This is a genomic window from Gallicola sp. Sow4_E12, from assembly GCF_052116305.1.
In the GTDB taxonomy this organism is placed as follows: domain Bacteria; phylum Bacillota; class Clostridia; order Tissierellales; family Peptoniphilaceae; genus JBQKLI01.
On sequence record NZ_JBQKLI010000004.1, the window covers coordinates 79009 to 98538 of the forward strand.

The 19530-nt window shown below is 34.9% G+C and carries 27 protein-coding genes, 1 tRNA gene and 1 riboswitch; of the genes, 21 read left to right on the plus strand and 7 right to left on the minus strand.

Translation table 11 applies throughout. The features are described from left to right. Positions 1–648 (plus strand): V-type ATP synthase subunit D, encoded by a 648-nt coding sequence (locus tag ACTQ46_RS03375; RefSeq protein WP_441747471.1) that lies wholly within the window; start codon positions 1–3, stop codon positions 646–648. 46 nt (positions 649–694) lie between these two features. On the opposite strand, the gene ACTQ46_RS03380 is transcribed toward ACTQ46_RS03375, so the two are convergent. Then, the gene (locus ACTQ46_RS03380; RefSeq protein ID WP_441747472.1) at positions 695–895 is read right to left on the minus strand and encodes a hypothetical protein; all 201 of its coding nucleotides are present in this window, start codon (positions 893–895) and stop codon (positions 695–697) included. A gap of 165 nt (positions 896–1060) precedes the next feature. Continuing rightward, entirely contained in the window at positions 1061–2452 is a 1392-nt protein-coding gene (gene pdxR / locus ACTQ46_RS03385) for a MocR-like pyridoxine biosynthesis transcription factor PdxR (protein ID WP_441747473.1), read from the minus strand. A 101-nt stretch (positions 2453–2553) separates the two neighbouring features. Between pdxR and ACTQ46_RS03390 the strand changes: the two genes are divergently transcribed. After that, a complete protein-coding gene (locus ACTQ46_RS03390) occupies positions 2554–3045 on the plus strand; it encodes an ECF transporter S component (RefSeq protein ID WP_441747474.1) in 492 nt (163 codons plus the stop codon). 253 nt (positions 3046–3298) lie between these two features. On the opposite strand, the gene ACTQ46_RS03395 is transcribed toward ACTQ46_RS03390, so the two are convergent. Genes ACTQ46_RS03395 through ACTQ46_RS03405 form a run of 3 tightly spaced genes read right to left on the minus strand, consistent with a single transcriptional unit; the run spans position 3299 to position 4138 of the window. Further along, complete coding sequence (locus ACTQ46_RS03395) at positions 3299–3511, minus strand: hypothetical protein (RefSeq protein ID WP_441747475.1); 213 nt, start codon at positions 3509–3511, stop codon at positions 3299–3301. Positions 3512–3529: 18 nt separating this feature from the next. Next, positions 3530–3775, minus strand: coding sequence for a hypothetical protein (locus tag ACTQ46_RS03400; RefSeq protein ID WP_441747476.1), 246 nt, complete (start codon positions 3773–3775; stop codon positions 3530–3532). 27 nt (positions 3776–3802) lie between these two features. After that, positions 3803–4138, minus strand: coding sequence for a hypothetical protein (locus tag ACTQ46_RS03405; RefSeq protein WP_441747477.1), 336 nt, complete (start codon positions 4136–4138; stop codon positions 3803–3805). Between the two features lie 738 nt (positions 4139–4876). On the opposite strand from ACTQ46_RS03405, the gene ACTQ46_RS03410 reads away from it, so the two are divergent. Next, the gene (locus tag ACTQ46_RS03410; RefSeq protein ID WP_441747478.1) at positions 4877–5566 is read left to right on the plus strand and encodes a hydrolase; all 690 of its coding nucleotides are present in this window, start codon (positions 4877–4879) and stop codon (positions 5564–5566) included. 323 nt (positions 5567–5889) lie between these two features. Here the strand turns inward: ACTQ46_RS03410 and ACTQ46_RS03415 are convergent, their stop codons facing one another. Beyond that, a complete protein-coding gene (locus ACTQ46_RS03415) occupies positions 5890–6318 on the minus strand; it encodes a Fur family transcriptional regulator (RefSeq protein WP_441747479.1) in 429 nt (142 codons plus the stop codon). Positions 6319–6494: 176 nt separating this feature from the next. Between ACTQ46_RS03415 and ACTQ46_RS03420 the strand changes: the two genes are divergently transcribed. From ACTQ46_RS03420 to ACTQ46_RS03450, 7 genes are all read left to right on the plus strand, one after another. Continuing rightward, positions 6495–7007, plus strand: coding sequence for a nitroreductase family protein (locus ACTQ46_RS03420; RefSeq protein ID WP_441747480.1), 513 nt, complete (start codon positions 6495–6497; stop codon positions 7005–7007). A gap of 89 nt (positions 7008–7096) precedes the next feature. Further along, a complete protein-coding gene (locus tag ACTQ46_RS03425; protein ID WP_441747481.1) occupies positions 7097–7243 on the plus strand; it encodes a hypothetical protein in 147 nt (48 codons plus the stop codon). A 52-nt stretch (positions 7244–7295) separates the two neighbouring features. Next, positions 7296–7616: a hypothetical protein gene (locus tag ACTQ46_RS03430; protein WP_441747482.1), complete on the plus strand. Its 321-nt coding sequence runs from the start codon at positions 7296–7298 to the stop codon at positions 7614–7616. Positions 7617–7636: 20 nt separating this feature from the next. Then, positions 7637–8008 (plus strand): hypothetical protein, encoded by a 372-nt coding sequence (locus ACTQ46_RS03435; protein WP_441747483.1) that lies wholly within the window; start codon positions 7637–7639, stop codon positions 8006–8008. Positions 8009–8097: 89 nt separating this feature from the next. After that, positions 8098–9018, plus strand: a complete 921-nt coding sequence (locus ACTQ46_RS03440; RefSeq protein ID WP_441747484.1) for a tocopherol cyclase family protein — start codon at positions 8098–8100, stop codon at positions 9016–9018. Between the two features lie 98 nt (positions 9019–9116). Further along, positions 9117–9533 (plus strand): GTP pyrophosphokinase, encoded by a 417-nt coding sequence (locus ACTQ46_RS03445; protein ID WP_441747485.1) that lies wholly within the window; start codon positions 9117–9119, stop codon positions 9531–9533. 12 nt (positions 9534–9545) lie between these two features. Continuing rightward, the gene (locus tag ACTQ46_RS03450; RefSeq protein WP_441747486.1) at positions 9546–10817 is read left to right on the plus strand and encodes a M18 family aminopeptidase; all 1272 of its coding nucleotides are present in this window, start codon (positions 9546–9548) and stop codon (positions 10815–10817) included. On the opposite strand, the gene ACTQ46_RS03455 is transcribed toward ACTQ46_RS03450, so the two are convergent. Beyond that, on the minus strand, positions 10814–11515 hold the full coding sequence (locus tag ACTQ46_RS03455) for an aspartate/glutamate racemase family protein (RefSeq protein ID WP_441747487.1): 702 nt from the start codon (positions 11513–11515) through the stop codon (positions 10814–10816). The genes ACTQ46_RS03450 and ACTQ46_RS03455 overlap by 4 nt on opposite strands. A 204-nt stretch (positions 11516–11719) precedes the next feature. Here ACTQ46_RS03455 and ACTQ46_RS03460 point away from each other — a divergent pair. From ACTQ46_RS03460 to feoB, 11 genes are all read left to right on the plus strand, one after another. Next, positions 11720–11796, plus strand: a tRNA-Pro gene (locus ACTQ46_RS03460). A 195-nt stretch (positions 11797–11991) separates the two neighbouring features. Beyond that, complete coding sequence (locus ACTQ46_RS03465) at positions 11992–12489, plus strand: PTS sugar transporter subunit IIA (RefSeq protein WP_441747488.1); 498 nt, start codon at positions 11992–11994, stop codon at positions 12487–12489. 33 nt (positions 12490–12522) lie between these two features. Next, positions 12523–12641, plus strand: a riboswitch (FMN riboswitch). Positions 12642–12699: 58 nt separating this feature from the next. After that, a complete protein-coding gene (locus tag ACTQ46_RS03470; protein WP_441747489.1) occupies positions 12700–13290 on the plus strand; it encodes an ECF transporter S component in 591 nt (196 codons plus the stop codon). A 74-nt stretch (positions 13291–13364) separates the two neighbouring features. Beyond that, on the plus strand, positions 13365–13820 hold the full coding sequence (gene tsaE, locus ACTQ46_RS03475) for a tRNA (adenosine(37)-N6)-threonylcarbamoyltransferase complex ATPase subunit type 1 TsaE (protein WP_441747490.1): 456 nt from the start codon (positions 13365–13367) through the stop codon (positions 13818–13820). Continuing rightward, positions 13817–14551: a tRNA (adenosine(37)-N6)-threonylcarbamoyltransferase complex dimerization subunit type 1 TsaB gene (gene tsaB, locus ACTQ46_RS03480; protein WP_441747491.1), complete on the plus strand. Its 735-nt coding sequence runs from the start codon at positions 13817–13819 to the stop codon at positions 14549–14551. Before tsaE ends, tsaB begins: the two co-directional genes overlap by 4 nt. Next, entirely contained in the window at positions 14505–14948 is a 444-nt protein-coding gene (gene rimI, locus ACTQ46_RS03485) for a ribosomal protein S18-alanine N-acetyltransferase (protein WP_441747492.1), read from the plus strand. Before tsaB ends, rimI begins: the two co-directional genes overlap by 47 nt. After that, positions 14945–15955, plus strand: a complete 1011-nt coding sequence (gene tsaD / locus ACTQ46_RS03490) for a tRNA (adenosine(37)-N6)-threonylcarbamoyltransferase complex transferase subunit TsaD (RefSeq protein WP_441747493.1) — start codon at positions 14945–14947, stop codon at positions 15953–15955. Before rimI ends, tsaD begins: the two co-directional genes overlap by 4 nt. Positions 15956–15965: 10 nt before the next feature. Beyond that, entirely contained in the window at positions 15966–16682 is a 717-nt protein-coding gene (locus tag ACTQ46_RS03495) for a phosphatase (RefSeq protein ID WP_441747494.1), read from the plus strand. 187 nt (positions 16683–16869) lie between these two features. Next, positions 16870–17079, plus strand: a complete 210-nt coding sequence (locus tag ACTQ46_RS03500) for a FeoA family protein (protein WP_441747495.1) — start codon at positions 16870–16872, stop codon at positions 17077–17079. Positions 17080–17119: 40 nt separating this feature from the next. Further along, positions 17120–17350, plus strand: a complete 231-nt coding sequence (locus tag ACTQ46_RS03505) for a FeoA family protein (protein WP_441747496.1) — start codon at positions 17120–17122, stop codon at positions 17348–17350. A 1-nt stretch (position 17351) separates the two neighbouring features. Continuing rightward, entirely contained in the window at positions 17352–19502 is a 2151-nt protein-coding gene (feoB, locus tag ACTQ46_RS03510; protein ID WP_441747497.1) for a ferrous iron transport protein B, read from the plus strand. Positions 19503–19530 lie beyond the last annotated feature (28 nt).

The window sequence follows — 19530 nt, forward strand, 5'->3', positions numbered from 1 at the left end:
ATGGCAAGGCTGAATATAAATCCTACCAGAATGGCTCTTTCGGAACTTAAGGGAAGACTGAAAACTTCAAGCAGAGGATATAAACTTCTGAAAGATAAGCAGGATGAATTGATGAGACAATTTATTGAGCTTATTCGTAAGAATAAAGAGCTTAGACTTGAAGTAGAGACTGCCTTAAGCGATTCCTTCAAGGATTTTCTACTAGCCAGTGCAATTATGAGTCCGGAAATGTTGGATGAAGCTGTTTCAGTTCCTAAACAAGGAATCTCTGTTGAAATAAGAACGGAAAACGTAATGAGCGTAAACGTTCCTAGAATGGAATTCAAAAAAGAGAGTATTGTTCCTGGAGATGTAAGCGGGGGCGTTTATCCTTACGGATATGCCCAGACGACTTCAGATCTTGACGAAGCCATAGACGGCTTGGACAAAGTAATGGAACAGTTGCTGGAGCTTGCTCAGGTCGAAAAAGCCGCCCAATTAATGGCAGATGAGATCGAAAAGACTCGTAGAAGAGTAAATGCATTGGAATATAGAACCATTCCGGATTTAGAAGAAACAATAAAATATATTCGTAGTAAATTAGACGAAAATGAGAGATCAACAATCACAAGACTGATGAAAGTTAAGGATATGATTTCTAAAGAATAAAAAACCAGCCGCAAGGCTGGTTTTTCTATGTACTAAAAAGATTGGATTATTCATCTTCTCTATAGACGGCTCCCTCAAAAACAGGACAATGATCTTCTTCCTTAAATGCGCAGCCATGTTCTGCAGCATAATCGCAATAAAAATCAACAACTTGTTCTCCCTCTGGGTTTGAACTGTCTACGATTACTTTGATTTCCTTTTCGCAATTTAAAAGCGGACATAAGTCTTTATACATAAAATCTTTCATATTATCACCTCTTAATTAAAGATACCCCCAAAGAAGAGGATTAAACCGGATATTGACACCTTAAACAATACATGGTAATATATAGTAGCTATTATGATTATGGCTATTCATAGTATCCCCTATGAATACAAGACCCGAAGACTATATCTTCGGGTCTTATTTTTTTTAGAAACAATCTTTCCAAGCTTCTTTTAATTTTTGAACACCTTCTGTTATTTGGACTTCTGATAAATTACCATATCCTAATAATAATTCAGCTGTTTTATGGGGATTCATATTATTATAATAATAATCTGTTATCCCGTAAACCTTACAATCATTATTCAAAGCTTTTTCAACGAGGATTCTTTCCTTTATTTCAGTATGCAGTCTTATATGGAGATGGAGTCCTGCTTCAGTACCTAAAAAACTTAAAGGAAATTTTGTTTTTAATAATTCGCTGATTAAATGTTCTCTTTTTCTGCCATACAGAGAACGCATTTTGTTCAGATGTTTCGTGAAATTTCCATTGTCCATAAACTGCTGAAAAACTCTCTGTGTGAGAGAGGGAACCGGGCAAACAAAGAAATGAGCTAAGTCCAGATAACGAAGCATCAAAGAATCAGGGAGAACGAGATAGCTGATGCGAAGGGCGGGGGAAAAAGATTTGGAAAAACTACCTAAGTAAATTACACGATCGCTTTTATCCAGCCCTTTAAGTGCGGGGATGGGTTTTCCGCTATATCTGAATTCACTGTCGTAATCATCTTCAATGATCCATGAATTCTTTTGGGTGGCCCATTTTAAAAGTTCATATCTTTTTGAAATCGGATAAAGAATACCTGTTGGAAACTGGTGAGAAGGAGAGATGGATATGCAGTCGATTTCATTTTCGTTTAAATCTTCGATTTCAATACCATTATCCTGTATAGGTACCGGCACATGGGAGAGTTTGTTTTCTCTAAAGAGAAGGCCTATTTTAGCATATCCCGGGTTTTCTATACCATAGACCGTCTTCTTCGGCAATAGCCGAATGAGCAGATCATAAAGGTATTCTGTACCGGAGCTGATAACAATATTTTCTGGAGAAGTATCGACTCCTCTGGAAGATAATAAGTATCTTGAGATAGACTCTCGAAGAGAGTATAAACCTTGTGGAGATCCGGTGGTTTCGAACAAAGATACTTCATCGATTGCATCCTTATATGCTTTAGCAAATTCCTTTTTAGGAAATTCGCTTGTATCGATCGAATTGAAGTCGAAATCATAGCTGTAGTTTTTTGTTTTTTTTGTCTCTATACTGATATCCTTCTTTTCAATAGGAGTCATAAACCAGTCTATTTTTTCTACATAATATCCGCTTCTCTCTTTAGAGTACAAATACCCTTCATCTAAAAGCTGATTATAGGCTGATTGGATTGTGTTTTGGGAAAGATTTAAATAATCTGAAAGTTTTCTTTTTGAAGGTAATTTTTCATGGGGTTTAAGAGTTCCATCCTCAATGTTGATTTTTATATAATGATAAAGCTGCTGATATAAAGGTTCATTCTTTGTAAAGTGCAAGGTAAATAAGTCCATATTATGCTCCTTTCTGATATCATTAAAATATCACAGATTGGGTCTATAAACAATATCAAATTCATCCTATACTATTAATATATTGTTTTTGGAGGAAGAAGATGAAAACTAGAAGAATTGTTTTAACGGCGATATTTATTGCTTTAGTGTATGTTGCAACATTAATTATTCAAATACCTATTCCAGGTACCAGCGGCTATGTAAATCTTGGAGATTCTTTTATACTGTTGTCTGGATATTTCTTCGGTCCGATAACTGGATTTATTGCGGGGGGATTCGGTTCTGCTTTAACAGACTTATCGACCGGATATGGTTTATGGGCTCCCTTTACATTGATCATCAAAGGAATTATAGGACTATTAATGGGGTATTTTAAGAATAGGAAGTTAAATGTGTATCTATTAGCGGTATTTGCAGAAATATGGATGGTTATAGGCTATCTTCTCGGAGGAACGATACTTACAGGAAGTTTAGCAGTATCATTAGGATCTGTGCCGGCAAATAGTATTCAAGGAATCATAGGCGTTGTGTTATTTATAATTTTAAAAGAAGCATTAGAAAAGATGGGATTTGAAAAACGAATCAAAAAATAGAAGCCTCTTCCGCTTCTATTTTTTATGCGCTTCAGGTTTCTGATTGTATTGTAATGAGGGAGCATTTATATTAAGAATTGAAATGATTATCGAATTTACAAAAAAGTTAAAGTAAATTAAAACGGAAATCTTGAGAAGGGGCTTTCTTCTTGCCTTTCAGCTCATGCTTTCTTTCATTATATCTTGTGCAGCTCCCTGTACACAAATAACTTTTGCTGAAGGCGGGATTTCACATAGAGATCTTTTTTGAGTTTTATGGAAGCATATCCGCATATAAAATATCTTTTACTGCAATACCTGTTTTTTTATCGTATAAAACTCCGTCAGCTGTTTCAGTGTGGGATTTCTCTCCTGAAGACACATTTTTAAGACGTTCATAATCTGATTTTGAAATAATCTGTATGGTGTCCTTAATATGTATGCTGCTGTTTTCGATGAGTTGTACCCCTTTATCAAAGCCGGGCACTTCATTAACTTTATGCTGTTAATTTTTTAAGCCGGCTTTATCGGCTTCTATTTTTAAATGATCCATCATTTTATAATAGGTTTGCTCCTGGTTTTTTTCCGATTCCTTTAACTTGTTTAAAATTTCCTGATTTTGCCGAGTCATTTCCAGAATTGATTTTTCATAGTCAGTTCCATCTATAGGATAGATGACTTCTTTAAAGGAATAAATGTTTTCCTTATCATTATCAGTGTTTTTGATATATTTTACTTCTATTGGACTCATCCTGCCAGAGACGCGTTCAAAAATACCTTATTTAAAGTTGAAGCCGCTGTGATCAACATATGCTATAAAGCTTAGGGAATCACCTTCCATAAATTTTCCCGCATAGTCTGCGATTATAATATTAAGCTGATCTGACAGATGAGATTTCATATTCTGACGAAGATGGCTTTCGATCAATGATTCTATTTCTTTCTGATTCATTTTTTCTGTTTTCTCCAAATCAATCTCGGCAGGAACTGCTTTTTCTGCAACGGATGCTGCATTAGGAACGGCAGCGGATGGATATTCCTTGTTCTCTGGAATTGTTTTCTGACAAGAGCTTAATACTATTATACTAAGTACTGCAATAATCATTTTCCTCATTTTATTCTTTTCTTTCTATAGAGTAGTCTTATCTTATATTTATTATACAGCTCTAGATTGAATAAAAAAGAATAAGAATATTACAAAATTATAACGAATAGATAATGCTTTTAAGAGTGGAGTCGGTATTTTTAAGAGGAACAAGTAAATGTACTATAAGAAAATTGGATGTAATAGGAGAAAAGAGGCAAAAAAATAAGAGGTCTTTTTTGTAATGTTTTACAAATCAGACCTCAAATAGTGAAATGACAACTGCACCTAGAAAAACTTTTAGGTTCTAACATCTGGTTACCTACCTTTTCTTTTATTAATGATCTTATATAAAAATATTCTACTTACATTTCTTACATTCGATAGACTACACTTGTAATAAGATCATCGGGTATAACATGTGTTTCTTTTTACTTCATTTAGTTTCTTTACTTCTTTGAATAATAAAACGGATTTAATTTGAATCTTTAAATCATAGTATTTTAGTTATTTATATAAACATAGAAATTATAAAATACTGAAACTGAATTTCTTTGTGAAATATTTTGAGCTAGGTGCAATTGTCAAAGTACACTTCATAATAATAATTACTATTATTATGTTATTGTAATTATACCCTGCGAAACTATGTCTAAACATTTTTTTCGAAAAAAATTAAAAATAAATTCAAATATTTAATATATGAGTTTTGGGTATAAATACTTAGATTATGGTAACAAGAAACTATACTATAAAGGAAGTGATCTCATGAAAGATAAAAAGTACATACCAACGGTACATTCTACATTAAGGGAGAAGTCCGTATTGGTTCCTGAAGAAATATACAAGGCTAGCGGGATTAAGATCTTAAACCGCAGAATTAAATCTCTGGTCTTTTCTACAGATGTGGCAATACTAAGCAATTGCAATGCAGATGCAACTATGGCTGTATATCCTTTTACACCAAGTCTTTCGATTACAAATGCCATTATGACGGCAACACCTCTTCCAGTATTCGCGGGAGTAGGAGGAGGAACGACCAGCGGCAGCCGCGTGATCAATATTGCTCTTCATGCGGAGTTAATGGGTGCTTTTGGTGTAGTTGTAAACGCCCCGATACCAAATTATATCATTCGAGAAATCAGAGAGGTACTAGATATTCCTATTTTGGCAACGGTAGTATCCTTTAATGATGATATCGAAGCGAAAATTGAAAGCGGAGCTGAAATATTAAATGTGTCTGGCGGGAAAAATACAATTGATCTCGTGAAAAAAATAAGAGAAAAAGTAGGGGATGAGTTTCCGATAATCGCTACGGGAGGCCCCACGAAGGAATTGATTTTAGAAACGATAGAAGCAGGGGCGAATGCAATCACATTTACACCGCCATCAAATGGCGAGATTTTCTCAAAAGTTATGGAAAAATATCGCAAACGGTCCGATGAGTTCAAAAAATAAAGTTCGAAAATAAAAATAGAGAGTCTTTTCCTGATACTTGGAAGACTCTCTATTTTAACTTTATTGAGGTAGTAGAAAATAGTTCTATCTCTTTCAATGGAATCCCTTCTTTCTAAAAATAATACTTTATTCTTTGAAAAAATGAATTGTAATAATCTTTAAGAATGAAAATATATGATTTTGTGGGTCTTATAGAGCAAGACATTATTCTTACAATATAATTCGATCATAATTTTGCTTTTGATTACCTCAACAAAGTTTGATAACATTATTATGTTTTTATGATTTATTTATACCCAGATAGTTTGTTTTTAATCAGCGAACTATTGATTTTTGCATTTTTTACAGATACCTGTAAAAAATATATTTTTACTCATGATTGAAAAATCATCTAAACCAATAAACAACTGATCATCATTTATTTTTTCAGTATTGATTTCAAAATCATAAACAGTACCACAGTCTTTACATAGAAAATGTCCATGAAGTTCGGTATTAATATCAAATCGTACTTCTGAATTATCTACATGAAGTTCTAGAACCAAGTCGGCATCTGCGAAAGAGCGCAATGTATTATAGACAGTTGTTTTCGATAAAGTAGGTATTTGAGGGTAAAGATGATGATAAATTTCATCCACAGTAGGATGTATTTTGTTTCCCTCTAAGTATTCTAGTATTTTGATACGCTGATATGTAGGTCTGATATTATAATCTACAAGTGTTTCTTTGAAATTTTCTATAGTTAATTCCATGATTTCCTCCGGTTTCAATGTTGGATTAATTTCATAATTGTAAATCTGTTTTAGATTTAGTATTGTTACAATTATAGTGTAACTAAGTGTCCTTGTCAATGAGTAGGAGATAGATAATCTCTGAAGTTGAAGAGTTTTTTCAAATAAAAGGGGTATACAAATAAAGAGGTGATAATATGACATTCTATGATTTAGCCAAGCGGCGTTATTCAGTACGACAATTTACAAAAGAAAGAATTCCAAGAGATAAGTTAGAGAGTATATTAGAAGCAGCAAGACTTGCTCCAACTTCGCAAAATGATCAGCCACAAAGGCTTTTTATTTTAGAGAGCGAAACTGCAAGAGAAAATCTTAATAAAGCGATGAATTCTGAAATAAAAGCTCCTCTTTATGTTTTAGTAGCTTATGACAAGAGAGAGACTAGAACAAGAAATTATCCCGTTATCGACGGCGGTACTGTTTCAGCTTCCATTGTAGCGACCTATCTAATGCTTGAAGCATCGGACACAGGTTTGGGATCAATATGGATTGGGGACGTTGATCTAGGTAAATTAAAAACAGTATTAAATCTTGAAGAATATATTGTGCCAATTGGAATCATTGCTATTGGATTTCCGATGATTGAATCGAAACCAGGTCCAAGTCATGCGAACAGAAAACCTTTAGAAGAAACTACATTTTATTTATAGTCACTTTATTTAAATTTTACTTGTTAATGTACTAAACTTTAATAAAGAATTTTATAATAAGAGAGAGATCAGAAAAGGCGGTGATGAGAATGTTTCAGTGTAAAGAAGATATCCAAATAAATGTTCTTGCAGACCGCTATGCTGTATTTTGTCCGAAAGAGATTTCTAATGGAAACAATAGTTCTGACTCTAAGAAAGCGATTGTTTTGTTCTTAAACTATAATATGAAAAAATAAGGACCCTTTTGGATCCTTATTTTTTCGTTAAAAAGAAGGAGAATGATATAATATGGAAGCTTGTACTTTAGAATTAAAAGAAATTATTAAAACAAAGGGAGACTATCAGCTGGGAAAATCTTATGACGCTAGAGGGAGAGTGTTTTATACTATAAAAAACATAAGAGGCAATGAAAAACATCATGCCCATCTAAAAAAATATAGTATAGCCTGCAGTGTACTTAGCTGGGTTTATAATAAAAAAATTCCGAAGAACGAGTACTATATTAAATCCTGTTTGAGATTGACGATAGACAAGACTTATGCAGAACGTTTATTAAATCATGAAAAAAAAGAAAAATATGTGAATATCAATAAAGGAGTTTTTCGTTAAAAATAAAGAAAGGAAACTATATGACAGATAAATTTCATAATAAAAGATCCGATTTAGAAGTGGATATGAAGACTCGAAAGGCGTACGAATTTGAAAGATACTTAATAGAATTAGCGGACTCTATTGAAACAGAGCTTGCGGAATTAATGCTACAGATTATGGAATTCGAAGCTTTCCAAAAATGTCAGCAAAGTAATTTTCAAGATCTGTCAGAAGATATTATCCAAGGTTATACCACTGAATACGCAGATAAAAAGGAGTCTTTTCGGATTCTTACAGAACAATACAAAGTATATCGCCATATTATAAATAATTTTGATGATTATCGAGAAATGAATGATGACGATATTTTGAACACTATGTTTTTAATAGAAACGAAAAGAAATATTTAGAAAAGAAACACAGATGTCTGTATCTGTGTTTCTTTTCTTAGCAGTTGATAGATATTTGCAATAATAGATATAGAATAAAATGAGGTATTATGGAACAATTTGGAATTATGATGGGGAAACACAAAAAATCTGCTTTCGAAGGCTGGTTCTTAAAAATAGACGATATACAAAATGATCTGATGCTTTCAATAATTTGGGGTTATACTACTCATGAAAAAACAGGGCATGCTTTTTTGCAATTTACCACGAATATAGATCATCAAACACACTATATCTCTTATCCCTTGGAAGAGCTGGAGTGGAAAAGCAGCACCTTCCATTTAAAGATAGGAAATAACTTTTTATCCGAAAAAAAAGCGGTGCTGGATTTTACAATAGAAGGAAGAAGAGTTCAGGGGGTTTTTGAGTTTGGAAAATTTTCTGAGATCAAAAAAGGATTTCTTAAACCCAATATAATGGGATGGCTTACCTATTTTCCAAACGAATGCAATCATTCGATCACCAGTATGCATCATAACGTAAATGGAAAGCTGCGTATGGGGGAAAAGAAGTGGGAAATAGTAGATGCCGACGGATATATCGAGAAAGACTGGGGAACGAGCTTTCCTGAGAAATACGTGTGGCTTCAGGCGAATAATTGGGAAAATAGCAGAATTGTGTTCAGTTATGCTACTGTTCCTATGCTTGGGAAATACCGCAAGGGATTTTTTCTTTTACTGCAGCATGAAGGAATAGAATATCGATTCAGTACAATAGAAGGAAGCCGGCTTATCGATTTTAATGCTGATTCTATTTCGTTCTGGGCAAAGATACGAAAAGGAAATACTGAAGTATCGATAAAAGGAAAACAGAGAAATCCCGTACCATTAGCTTCTCCATCGATGGGTGAAATGAATGCAAAAATTAAAGAGTCTCTTGATGGAGATGTGGAAATTATACTTTTAAACAAAGGCAAAAAGAAAATAGAGTTGAAAAGCAATAGAGCGTCTATTGACGTGCACTTTCTTTAAGAAGAATTTGGATTAAAAAACGCAGAACAAATCTGCGTTTTTTGTTTTCAGTTTGCTGTTATAATGATATAGAGAGGAAAACAAAAAGGAGTATGTATATGAACCTTTTGAAAGCCTTTATAATAGCCTTAAAAGCACATAGAGGCCAAAAAGACAAAGGGGGAAGACCTTATATTTTTCATCCCTTATATGTATGTGTTAAAGTGAAGGGCAGGGAAGAAAAGATTGTGGCTCTTCTTCATGATGTAGTAGAAGACAGCGGATATAGAATAGAAGATCTTGATTTTCTATCTCAAAATCAAAAAGAAGCGCTGGCCCTTTTAACAAAGGATGGTTCTCTTTATTTTGATTATATAGAAAAACTGAAGAAAAATAGTATTGCAGTAAATGTAAAATTAAAAGACTTGGAACATAATATGAATGTATCCCGAATAGATGAAATAACAGAAGCGGATTTAACAAGGGCTGCAAAATATAAAAAAGCCTATACTATGCTAAACTCGCTCAGGGATTAGAAAGGACGATATATGGAAAAGAACAACTTATTATTGAATTTTATAGATAACAGTCCATCACCATATCATGCTGTAGAAAATATCATAAAGATTTTAGAAGAGGAGGGTTATCAACCTCTAGATTTATCTTCTTCTTGGATATTGGAAAAGGATCAAAAGTATTATATCTCTATAAATGGTACTGCACTAGCTGCATTTCGTGTAGGAAATCTTGACCATCCTTATTTTAGAATTATAACAAGCCATAGCGATTCCCCGGGTTTTAAAATAAAACCTCATGGAAGAATAAAAGAGGATAAGTTTTTAAAACTCAATACTGAGGTCTATGGAGGACCGATTCTATCAACATGGTTTGACCGTACTTTATCGATAGCAGGAAGAGTATTCTATGAAGGAGACAATCCATATACACCGCATATGGAACTTCTAAATATTGAAGAAGACTTGTTGACGATTCCAAATATTGCCATTCATATGAACCCTAAAGTAAATAAAGGGATGGATTTCAATCCCCAAAAAGACACCTTGCCTTTTTTAGGATATATAAAAAAAGAATTAGAGGAAGAGTCTCTTGAGGAAATGCTAAAAAGCAGATACAGTTCAGATAGAAAGATTATTGGATTTGATTTAAATCTGTATGACCGGCAAAAAGGTACTAGAATAGGAATGGATAAGGAATTCTATCATGTCGGAAAACTAGATAATCTAGCTATGGCATTTAGTTCTGTTCAAGCTTTGTGGAAGAGTGGGAATAGTGAAAATACATCTATGGTTTGCATCTTCGATCACGAGGAAATAGGTTCAGGAAGCAGGCAGGGGGCGCTAAGTCCGATTTTATCCGATATTATAAAACGAATATGTTTTTATAAGAACAATAAGTACGAAAATTATTCAAAAGCTATGGCGAATTCCTTTGTGATTTCTGCAGATCAAGCTCATGGAGTTCATCCGAATTATCCTGAAAAAGCGGATCCTACTCATAAACCTCTATTGAATCAAGGGCCTGTTCTTAAAGTGTCTTCCTCTATGAGCTATAGTTCAGACGGTTATTCTATCTCTGTTATTAAAAGTCTTTGCGATAGAGAAAAGATACCCTATCAAGTTTATACCAATCGTTCAGATGTAAAGGGAGGTTCTACCTTAGGTCCGTTATTGTCCAGACAGCTGCCAATAGCAAGTGTTGATTTGGGCAATGCGATTTTTGCTATGCATTCTATTCGAGAGATGGGGGGAGTCAAAGACCAAGAATGGATGGAACAGCTTTTCGAAGCTTTCTTTGATTAGAATTCGACCCATTCTTTTTTACAGCGGGAAACAGACTCTTTCATCAATACATCCATAGCATCTACAGTGCGTTCTTTTAATCCTGTTGGTATCTCAAGGGATGAAAGTTCGGTACAGGCAAGTATTACTTTAATATTTTTATAAATAAACCAATCGATCAATTGATTGAATTCTTGAGAAAAAATTACCTTATTGTTTTTCATATTATAGATCGTATCCATTACAATCTTTTGCTGTTTGCTATCCAAGGGGACTGAATACAGTCCTCTTTTTTTTGCGTATTTATCATAAACACCGCTTTTTACAGTACCATCCGTTCCCATTACAACGATTTTTGCAGCAGGTGTTTCATCAGCGATTTTTTTGATCGTTTCATCAATCATATTGATAATAGGGATATCTGTCATACTTTGAATATCATCATAATAGTAGTGAGAAGTGTTGCAGGGAATCGCTATATGATCCACTTTAGCAAACTCTAATATCGACAGGGCTTCTTTAAAATGGCTTAGAAGAAGAGTGCTGTCTCCACTTTCGATAGTTTGTGTACGGTCCGGCATTTTGCAGTGGTTTAACACAACCATATCTAGATGATCTTGATCTTTGTCCGCTTTTGTATGCAAAGTAATATTTTCCATAAATTTAGCGGTAGCATAAGGACCCATACCGCCGATAACGCCTAATTTAAATTCTGACATAGTATACCTTCTTTCGTTATTTTTACAAAGGATTTTCTTTATTATAACATGATTAAAATCTTTTTTAATAAACCTAAAATTATTAGAAATAAAGAGATATTGGAAGAAATATAGAGAATTTATGATATAAAATTCAATTTATAACAAAAAACAGCGGTTGATAACTTAAAAAAATTAACGTATACTTAAGAAGTCGTCGAGAGACGGGGTGTAGCGCAGTCCGGTAGCGCACGTGGTTTGGGACCATGGGGCCGGGGGTTCGAATCCTCTCACCCCGACCAAAAATTACAATTTTATTGTAAGACGACAGAAGATCAGCTTATGGCTGATCTTTTTTTATTTACTTTTATTAAACATCTCTTCTTTAAAAAAAAGTTAAACTCAAGAAAATTTTATACTTCTTTATAGTTAAACCGAAGTCTTGGGTATATATCCTAATAGGAAGTTAAATGATAAAAAATATGAGGAGGAAGAAGATGTTTGATTTTTTAAAAAAGAAAAAAGAAGAAAAAGCCCCTGTGGATAATGGGGTATTGTATCCAGCGGCAGAAGGACGATTATTGAATATAGAGGATGTACCTGACGAGGTTTTTTCTAAAAAGATGATGGGGGATGGTTATGCAGTAGAGCCTTCCGCAAATACTTTTTATAGTCCATGCGATGGAAAAGTATCTCTTATTCCTGAAACCCTTCATGCGGTAGGAATTACTGCCGACACAGGAGCAGAAGTTTTGATCCATATCGGTATGGATACAGTTAATCTGAAAGGAGAAGGGTTTACCGCGAAAGTGAAAGAAGGAGATGTTGTAAAAGCAGGAGATCCATTAGTTGAAGCGGACCTAGATGCTATACGAGATAAAGTGCCTTCTACAATCACTCCTGTAATTATTACAAATATTGATGAATATGATATTGTTTCATTAGATTTAGAGGGAGATCGTTCAACTCCATGTCTTCAATACAAGAAGAAATAAGTGTTGTTATATCAGACTTAAGATGATATAATAGAAAAGCTTCAGGGCGAGGTTTGTTTCCTCACCGGTGGTATAGTCCACGAACCTTTTTATAAGGCTGATTTGGTGAAATTCCAAAACCGACAGTAAAGTCTGGATAGAAGAAGTTTAACTGGTTTATTTGCCCCGAAGAATAATCGGGGCTTTTTTATGCCCTCAAAGGAGGACTTTATGTCAAAAATTGGTAATATTTCAACAAAGGATATGGTTAAAATAGCAATACTAGGTGCGATCGCTTCTATACTGATGCTTTTTAGATTTCCCCTTCCTTTTGCACCGCCCTTCATGGATATTGACATTTCTGAAGTGCCAGTTTTAATCGGTGGATTTGTCATGGGACCGGTAGCCGGAGTATTTATTGTATTTATAAAACTTATTATTAAATTCTTAACCCAAGGCAGTTCAACCGGGGGAGTAGGAGAGCTTTCAAATTTTATTATTTCATCGGCTTTTGTGGTAACGACTGTACTTGTTTATAATCGAAACCGCACTATGAAAAATGCAGTTATTGCCCTAATGGCAGGTGTATTGAGCATGACAGTATTAGCGACATTAAGCAATTATTTCTTTATATTTCCTTTATATGGTATTGATCTGGCAGAATTTGGGCGCAGTTTTACAGAAACAAATCCATATGTATCAGGAGCTGGAACCTTTATACTTTTCTCTATGGTGCCTTTTAACTTGATAAAAGGAACACTCACAAGTATAGTTGTTATGCTGTTATATAAGCATATTGCACCGTTGTTGAAAAAGTATTAAAAGACATCTCTCTTTAACAGAGAGGTGTTTTTTGATTCTGAAATCCCTGTGCTATAATGGAAGAGGTGTTGAATATGTATAAAAAAATTATAAATAATAAAAATGAAATGAAAGACTTCGGCTATCGATTAGCCGAAATATTGAAAAATGGTGATGTGCTTTCTCTTGTTGGCGGCATGGGTGCAGGTAAGACAACCTTGACGCAGTTTATAGGAGAAGGGTTGGACATAAAAGAATATATTACAAGTCCGACTTTTTCCATTGTACAAAGCTACCAAGGGAAGAAAGAAGTAAATCATATCGATCTTTATCGAATAGAAGATGCGAGAGAACTGGAGTCTATCGATATGGACCAGTATTTATATCCGGAGGGCATTACCATTATTGAATGGGCATCTAGAGCTCCTGAATATATGCCGCGAAATAAAATGGATATTTTTATTGATTCTATAGACGAGGAGAAACGAGAGATCCGAATTGAAGGCAAAAACAATTGGGAACAGAAGCTGATAAAGGAGCTTGAAATATGATTGTATTAAGTGTAGATACCTCTACAATGATTTCATCTTGTGCATTGCTGGAAGATGGAGTTATTATAGGCGAGATGAATATTAATCAGCAGAAAACCCATAGCGAAACTTTAGTACCTATGATAAAAGATATGCTTGTGAGACTTGAAGTAAGACCGGAGAAGATTGATTTATATGCTGTAGGAAAAGGGCCAGGATCATTTACAGGTCTTCGTATAGGAATGACCACTGTCAAAACGATGGCTCAAGTTTTCAAAAAGGATATTATAGGAATTTCTACATTAGAAGCTCTGGCTTATTCTGTAGCTTCTTCGAAAAAAATAGTTCCTCTTTTAGATGCCCGGGGAGGCAGAGTATATTATGGAATATACCGATGGGAAAACCAGATATTAGAGGAAATAGAAAAAGACGAGTTGATTTATTTAGATGAATTATTGGAACGGCTCCCTGATGAAGATTATATTTTTGTAGGAGAAGGCGCAAGGATTTACAAAGACACTTTGATAGACCGAGGTTTTAACGTTGCGGCGGAGTCTTTAAACAGCTGTGTTGGCAAAGCCTTCTGCCTGCTCGCTCTTGAAAAACGCGAAAAAGGAATTTTAGATAATCTTTATACATTGGCTCCTGAATATATACGCAAATCTCAAGCTCAACGAGACCTTGAGTTAAAGGAGGGGAAAAGCAGTGATCATTCGAGAAATGAGTCTAAAGGATCTAGATACAGTTGTTGATTTAGAAAAAGAGCTTTTTTCCGATCCTTGGAGTTATAAAAGTTTTCTTCACGAATTAACCAATAATCAGATATCCCATTATTTTGTTCTTGAAAATGAAAACATCATAATAGGGTATTTCGGGTTTATTATAGTGCTGGATGAATGCCAAATTTATAATATTGCCGTAGCAAAAGAATTTCAAAGCAGAGGATACGGGAAAAAGATGATTGAATTTATCATCGATTTCTGTAAAAAGAAAGATGTGAAATGGATCATTTTAGAAGTGCGGGAATATAATTTTCCAGCTTTGGAACTTTATATGAAGTATGGTTTTAAGAAAGCTGCCAGGATTCAAGGCTACTATCGCCATCCTTTAGAAGATGGTATTTTAATGAAGTTGGAGTTGAGAGAATGAAAGATTTAATTTCTATGGCTATTGAGACTTCCTGCGATGAAACATCGGTAGCTGTATTAAAAAATGGACGGGATGTATTAGTGAATCTGATATCCTCGCAAATAGATGTGCATAAGCGTTTTGGAGGAGTTGTACCGGAAGTTGCCAGCAGGATGCACTTAGAAAGTATTAACAATATAATTGAGGAAGCTTTAGAAGAAGGAGATATAGGTTTTGAAGATTTGGATTTTATTTCCTGTACAAAGGGCCCTGGCCTTATCGGTGCATTGCTGGTAGGGGTATCTGCCAGCAAAGCTTTGTCTTACTCCCTGGGGATACCCCTTGTCGGCGTAAATCATATGCAAGGTCATATTTGCGCAAACTATATCAGCCACAAAGAACTGGAACCTCCCTTTATCAGTCTTGTCGTTTCTGGGGGACATACTTATTTGATAGAAGTATTAAGTTATGCTGATTATAATATTATCGGCAGAACAAAAGATGATGCTGCAGGAGAATCTTTTGATAAAATCGGCAGAGCAATGGGCCTCTCTTATCCGGGAGGACCTCAAATCGACCGGCTTGCAAAACAGGGAAATCCGAAAGCAGTTGATTTTCCAAGAGTTATGATGGATTCCAAAGATTATGACTTCAGCTTTTCAGGATTAAAGACAGCGGTTCTTAATTATATAAATCATCAAAAACAGAAAGAGGAAGATCTAAATGTAGAAGATATCTGCGCCAGTTTTCAGGCTTCTGTGATGGATGTATTAGTAGAGAAAAGTTTTCGCCTTGCTCATGAAAAGGGGTACAAGATCATTGCTGTTTCTGGTGGAGTAGCTGCTAACTCAGAGCTTAAGAAACGGATGGAGGAACGGGGACAGGAGGAGAATATAAAAATTTATTTTCCAGAGCCGATTCTTTGTACAGATAACGCAGCGATGATCGGCTGTGCCGGCTATTATGATTTTATCAATGGGAAGACAGAGGATCTAGACATGAGAGTTGATCCTAATTTAGAGTTATAGGAGTAGTTTTATGAAACAGATTATGGATCTTCATACACACACTAGTTTTTGCAATCATGCTTATTCCAGCTTGAAAGAAAATATGGATTACAGTCATGAAATCGGATTAAAGGTTTTGGGGTGGTCGGAGCATGGATATGGTATGCCTGGGACGACTGTCCGGCCAATGTTTTTTAACTTCAGGGTGATTCAAGATTATTATAAAGATGTTCGTATTCTAAAAGGGATGGAAGCGAATATCTTCAATTATCAAGGAGATATTTTTGAAGAAGAAGTTTTAGGAAAGATGGATTATGTAATTGCAAGTCTTCATAAAAATACGATTAAACCCGGAACGATAGAAGAAAATACAAATGCCGTTATGAAAGCGATGGATAATCCCAGGGTAAATATTTTAGGCCATATCGATGATGGCACTTTTCCTTTGGATTACAAAACTATTGTCCAAAAGGCTGCTGATAAGAATATTGCAATCGAGGTGAACAATTCCTCTTTTATCGAAAAAACATTTCGAAAAGATTCTAAAAAGAATATTCAGGAGATTTTAAATTGGGCAAAAACATATAAAACAAAAATTATTATGAACTCAGATGCACATATCCATTATGAAATTGGAAATGTGGATCTATCGATAGAGCAGGCTGCGAAAAATGATTTTCCAGAAGAGCTTATTATTAATAATAGTATCGGTAAATTGGAAAAACTTTTAGAAATGAAAGTGCTATAAAGTGCGGTTTGAAATAAGGAAGGAGCGAAAGCTCCTTTTTCATTCCAGTAAAATGAGAATTGTTATTAAAACATAGACTATCTATTTATCTTTATAAACAATTATGGTATAATAGTTAGCGTAAGATAACATGATATTGATTATCAATTATCGTTTTATTAATAATTACTAATGGGAGGCGAGAATTATGGATTTATCTATGGCGCCCTTACATCAGAATTTTTGTATTCAGCGTATTAGAGGAAAAGACAAAGTGATAAAACAATTATCTAATATGGGTGTTCAAAAGGGAAAAGAGATTATGGTTATTTCAGAAAATGGCGGTAATCTAGTGATCCGCATAGCAGATACACGAATTGCAATCAGCAAAGAACTAGCAAGAAAAATTATTATTTAGCAATCATTAGTAATATATATAGCAAAAGGAGTTTGATTAAATGAAGCTTAACGAGGCTGAAATAGGACATTCATACAAAGTCCTTTCTCTAAAAGGAGAAGGAAAGGTTAAAAGAAGATTGAGGGATATGGGGATTATAAGAGGTACGATTATTAAGTATCACAAAGTAGCTCCCTTAGGAGATCCTCTTCAAATAACTTTAAGAGGGTATGAACTGAGTCTTAGAAAACAAGATGCAGAAATAGTTGAAGTAGAAAGAGTGGAGGAGTAAAATGACTTTAAATATTGCATTGGCGGGAAATCCAAATGCTGGTAAATCCACTCTTTTTAATCTGTTAACAGGAAGCGAGCAGTATGTAGGAAACTGGCCGGGTGTAACGGTAGAAAAGAAAACGGGAAAATATCTTAAAGATTCTTCTATCAATCTAATTGATTTACCTGGAGTATATTCTTTAACACCTTATTCAATGGAAGAAGTTGTTACAAAAGAGTATTTATTTGAAGAAGTACCAGATGTAATTATCAACATAATCGATGCTACAAATATAGAACGAAATTTATACTTATCAACACAGTTAATAGAATTGGGAATCCCTGTAGTCTTAGCTTTTAATAGAGTCGATATTTTGGATCGAAGAGGCGAAAAAGTTAATTTTAAAGCCATTAGCAAAGGAATGGGCTGTCCAGGTGTTGAAATATCCGCACTTAAAAACTCTGGTATGGACGAGCTTATTGAAATTGCAAAAAGAGAAGCGGAAAAAGGAATCGGCATGGAACATCCTGTTAAGTATTCTGCCGACTTGGAAGGTGCTATCGAAGAGATTTCAAATGCAAGTTCAGAGATTCAAAATCAGTTTAATCGTCGGGGATTTGCGATTAAGATTATTGAAGGCGATGAAGAAACAGTTGATAAGCTTAACTTGAGTCAGGAAGAGAAAGCCAAGATCGACGGAATCGTCGAAAAACTGGAAGAAGATTACGATCTGGAAGGCGAGGATATTCTTGCGGATGAAAGATATGGATTTATTGACGATGTAGTCCGAGGTAATGTAGAAGAAAAGGTTCATATGCTTTCGACTTCAGACAAAATAGATCGGATTGTTACCAATCGATTTTTGGCCATACCAATATTTGCTGCTGTGATGATTGCAATGTACTATATTGCTTTAGTAATAGTCGGCGGAACCTTCAACGACTGGTGGAATGATGTTGTTATAGGAGAGGTCGTTATAGGTAATGTGGGAGCTTTTCTAGAAACGACAGCAGTAGCGCCATGGCTTCAAAGTTTGATAGTAAACGGAATCTTAGGCGGTGTAGGAGCTGTAATCGGATTCTTGCCTCTTATCATTACGGTGTTTATATTTATCGCTGTATTTGAAGATATAGGATATATGTCAAGAGTTGCATTTATTCTGGATAGAATCTTCAGAAGATTTGGTTTATCTGGAAAATCTTTTATCCCTATTTTGATCGGTGTAGGCTGCTCCGTACCAGGAATTATGGCCACAAGAACTATAGAGAATGATAATGATAGAAGAATGACAATCACGGTAGCGAGTTTTATGCCCTGCGGAGCAAAGACTGAAATTATTGCAGTGTTTGCCGGGTCAATCTTTACAGGTAAATGGTGGTTCGGTCCTTTATGTTATTTTATCGGTATAGTTGCCGTTATTTTAAGCGGTATTATTCTAAAGAAATTCGACCGTTTTGCAGGGGAGCCGATTCCATTCGTTATGGAACTTCCGGAATATCAGCCGCCAAATTTGAAAAATGTAGCAAAAAAGGTTTGGGATCGTTCAAAGGCCTTTGTTATAAAAGCAGGTACTGTTATATTTGCGGCATCGGTATTGGTTTGGATCCTTCAAAATATTTCAACATCTGGCGAATTCCATGAATTTGCACAAGATGGCACAAATAGTCTGCTTTCAGCTATTGGACATGTGTTCGCACCATTCTTTGGTCCGTTGGGATTCGGGAATTGGATAGCAGCTGTGGCTTCTACGCTGGGGCTTGTAGCAAAAGAAATTGTAGTCAGTACATTAGGAGTATTAAGTGGATTGGGAGAAATTACAGCAGAAGATCCGTCTGCTATGACTTTAGCAAGCAGCTTGTTTACTTCTGTCAGCGGTTTAAGCTTCCTAGTCTTTAACCAGTTAACTGTACCTTGTTTTGCGGCAGTAGGAGCTATACGCCAAGAAATGAACAGCAGCAAATGGACATTCTTTGCAATAGGATATCAGCTTATATTCTCTTATCTGATTGCTCTTATGATCTATCAATTCGGCCGTGTTCTTGTATTAGGGGAAGCCTTCAATGCGATGACAGGTGTTGCTATAGCAGTATTGATATTCTTTATATTTATGTTAGTACGCCCTGAATCGAAAAAAGCAGATAAAAATAGAGATATTGCAACTGAGAATTAATCTAAATAAATAATGAGAAATTAGAGGT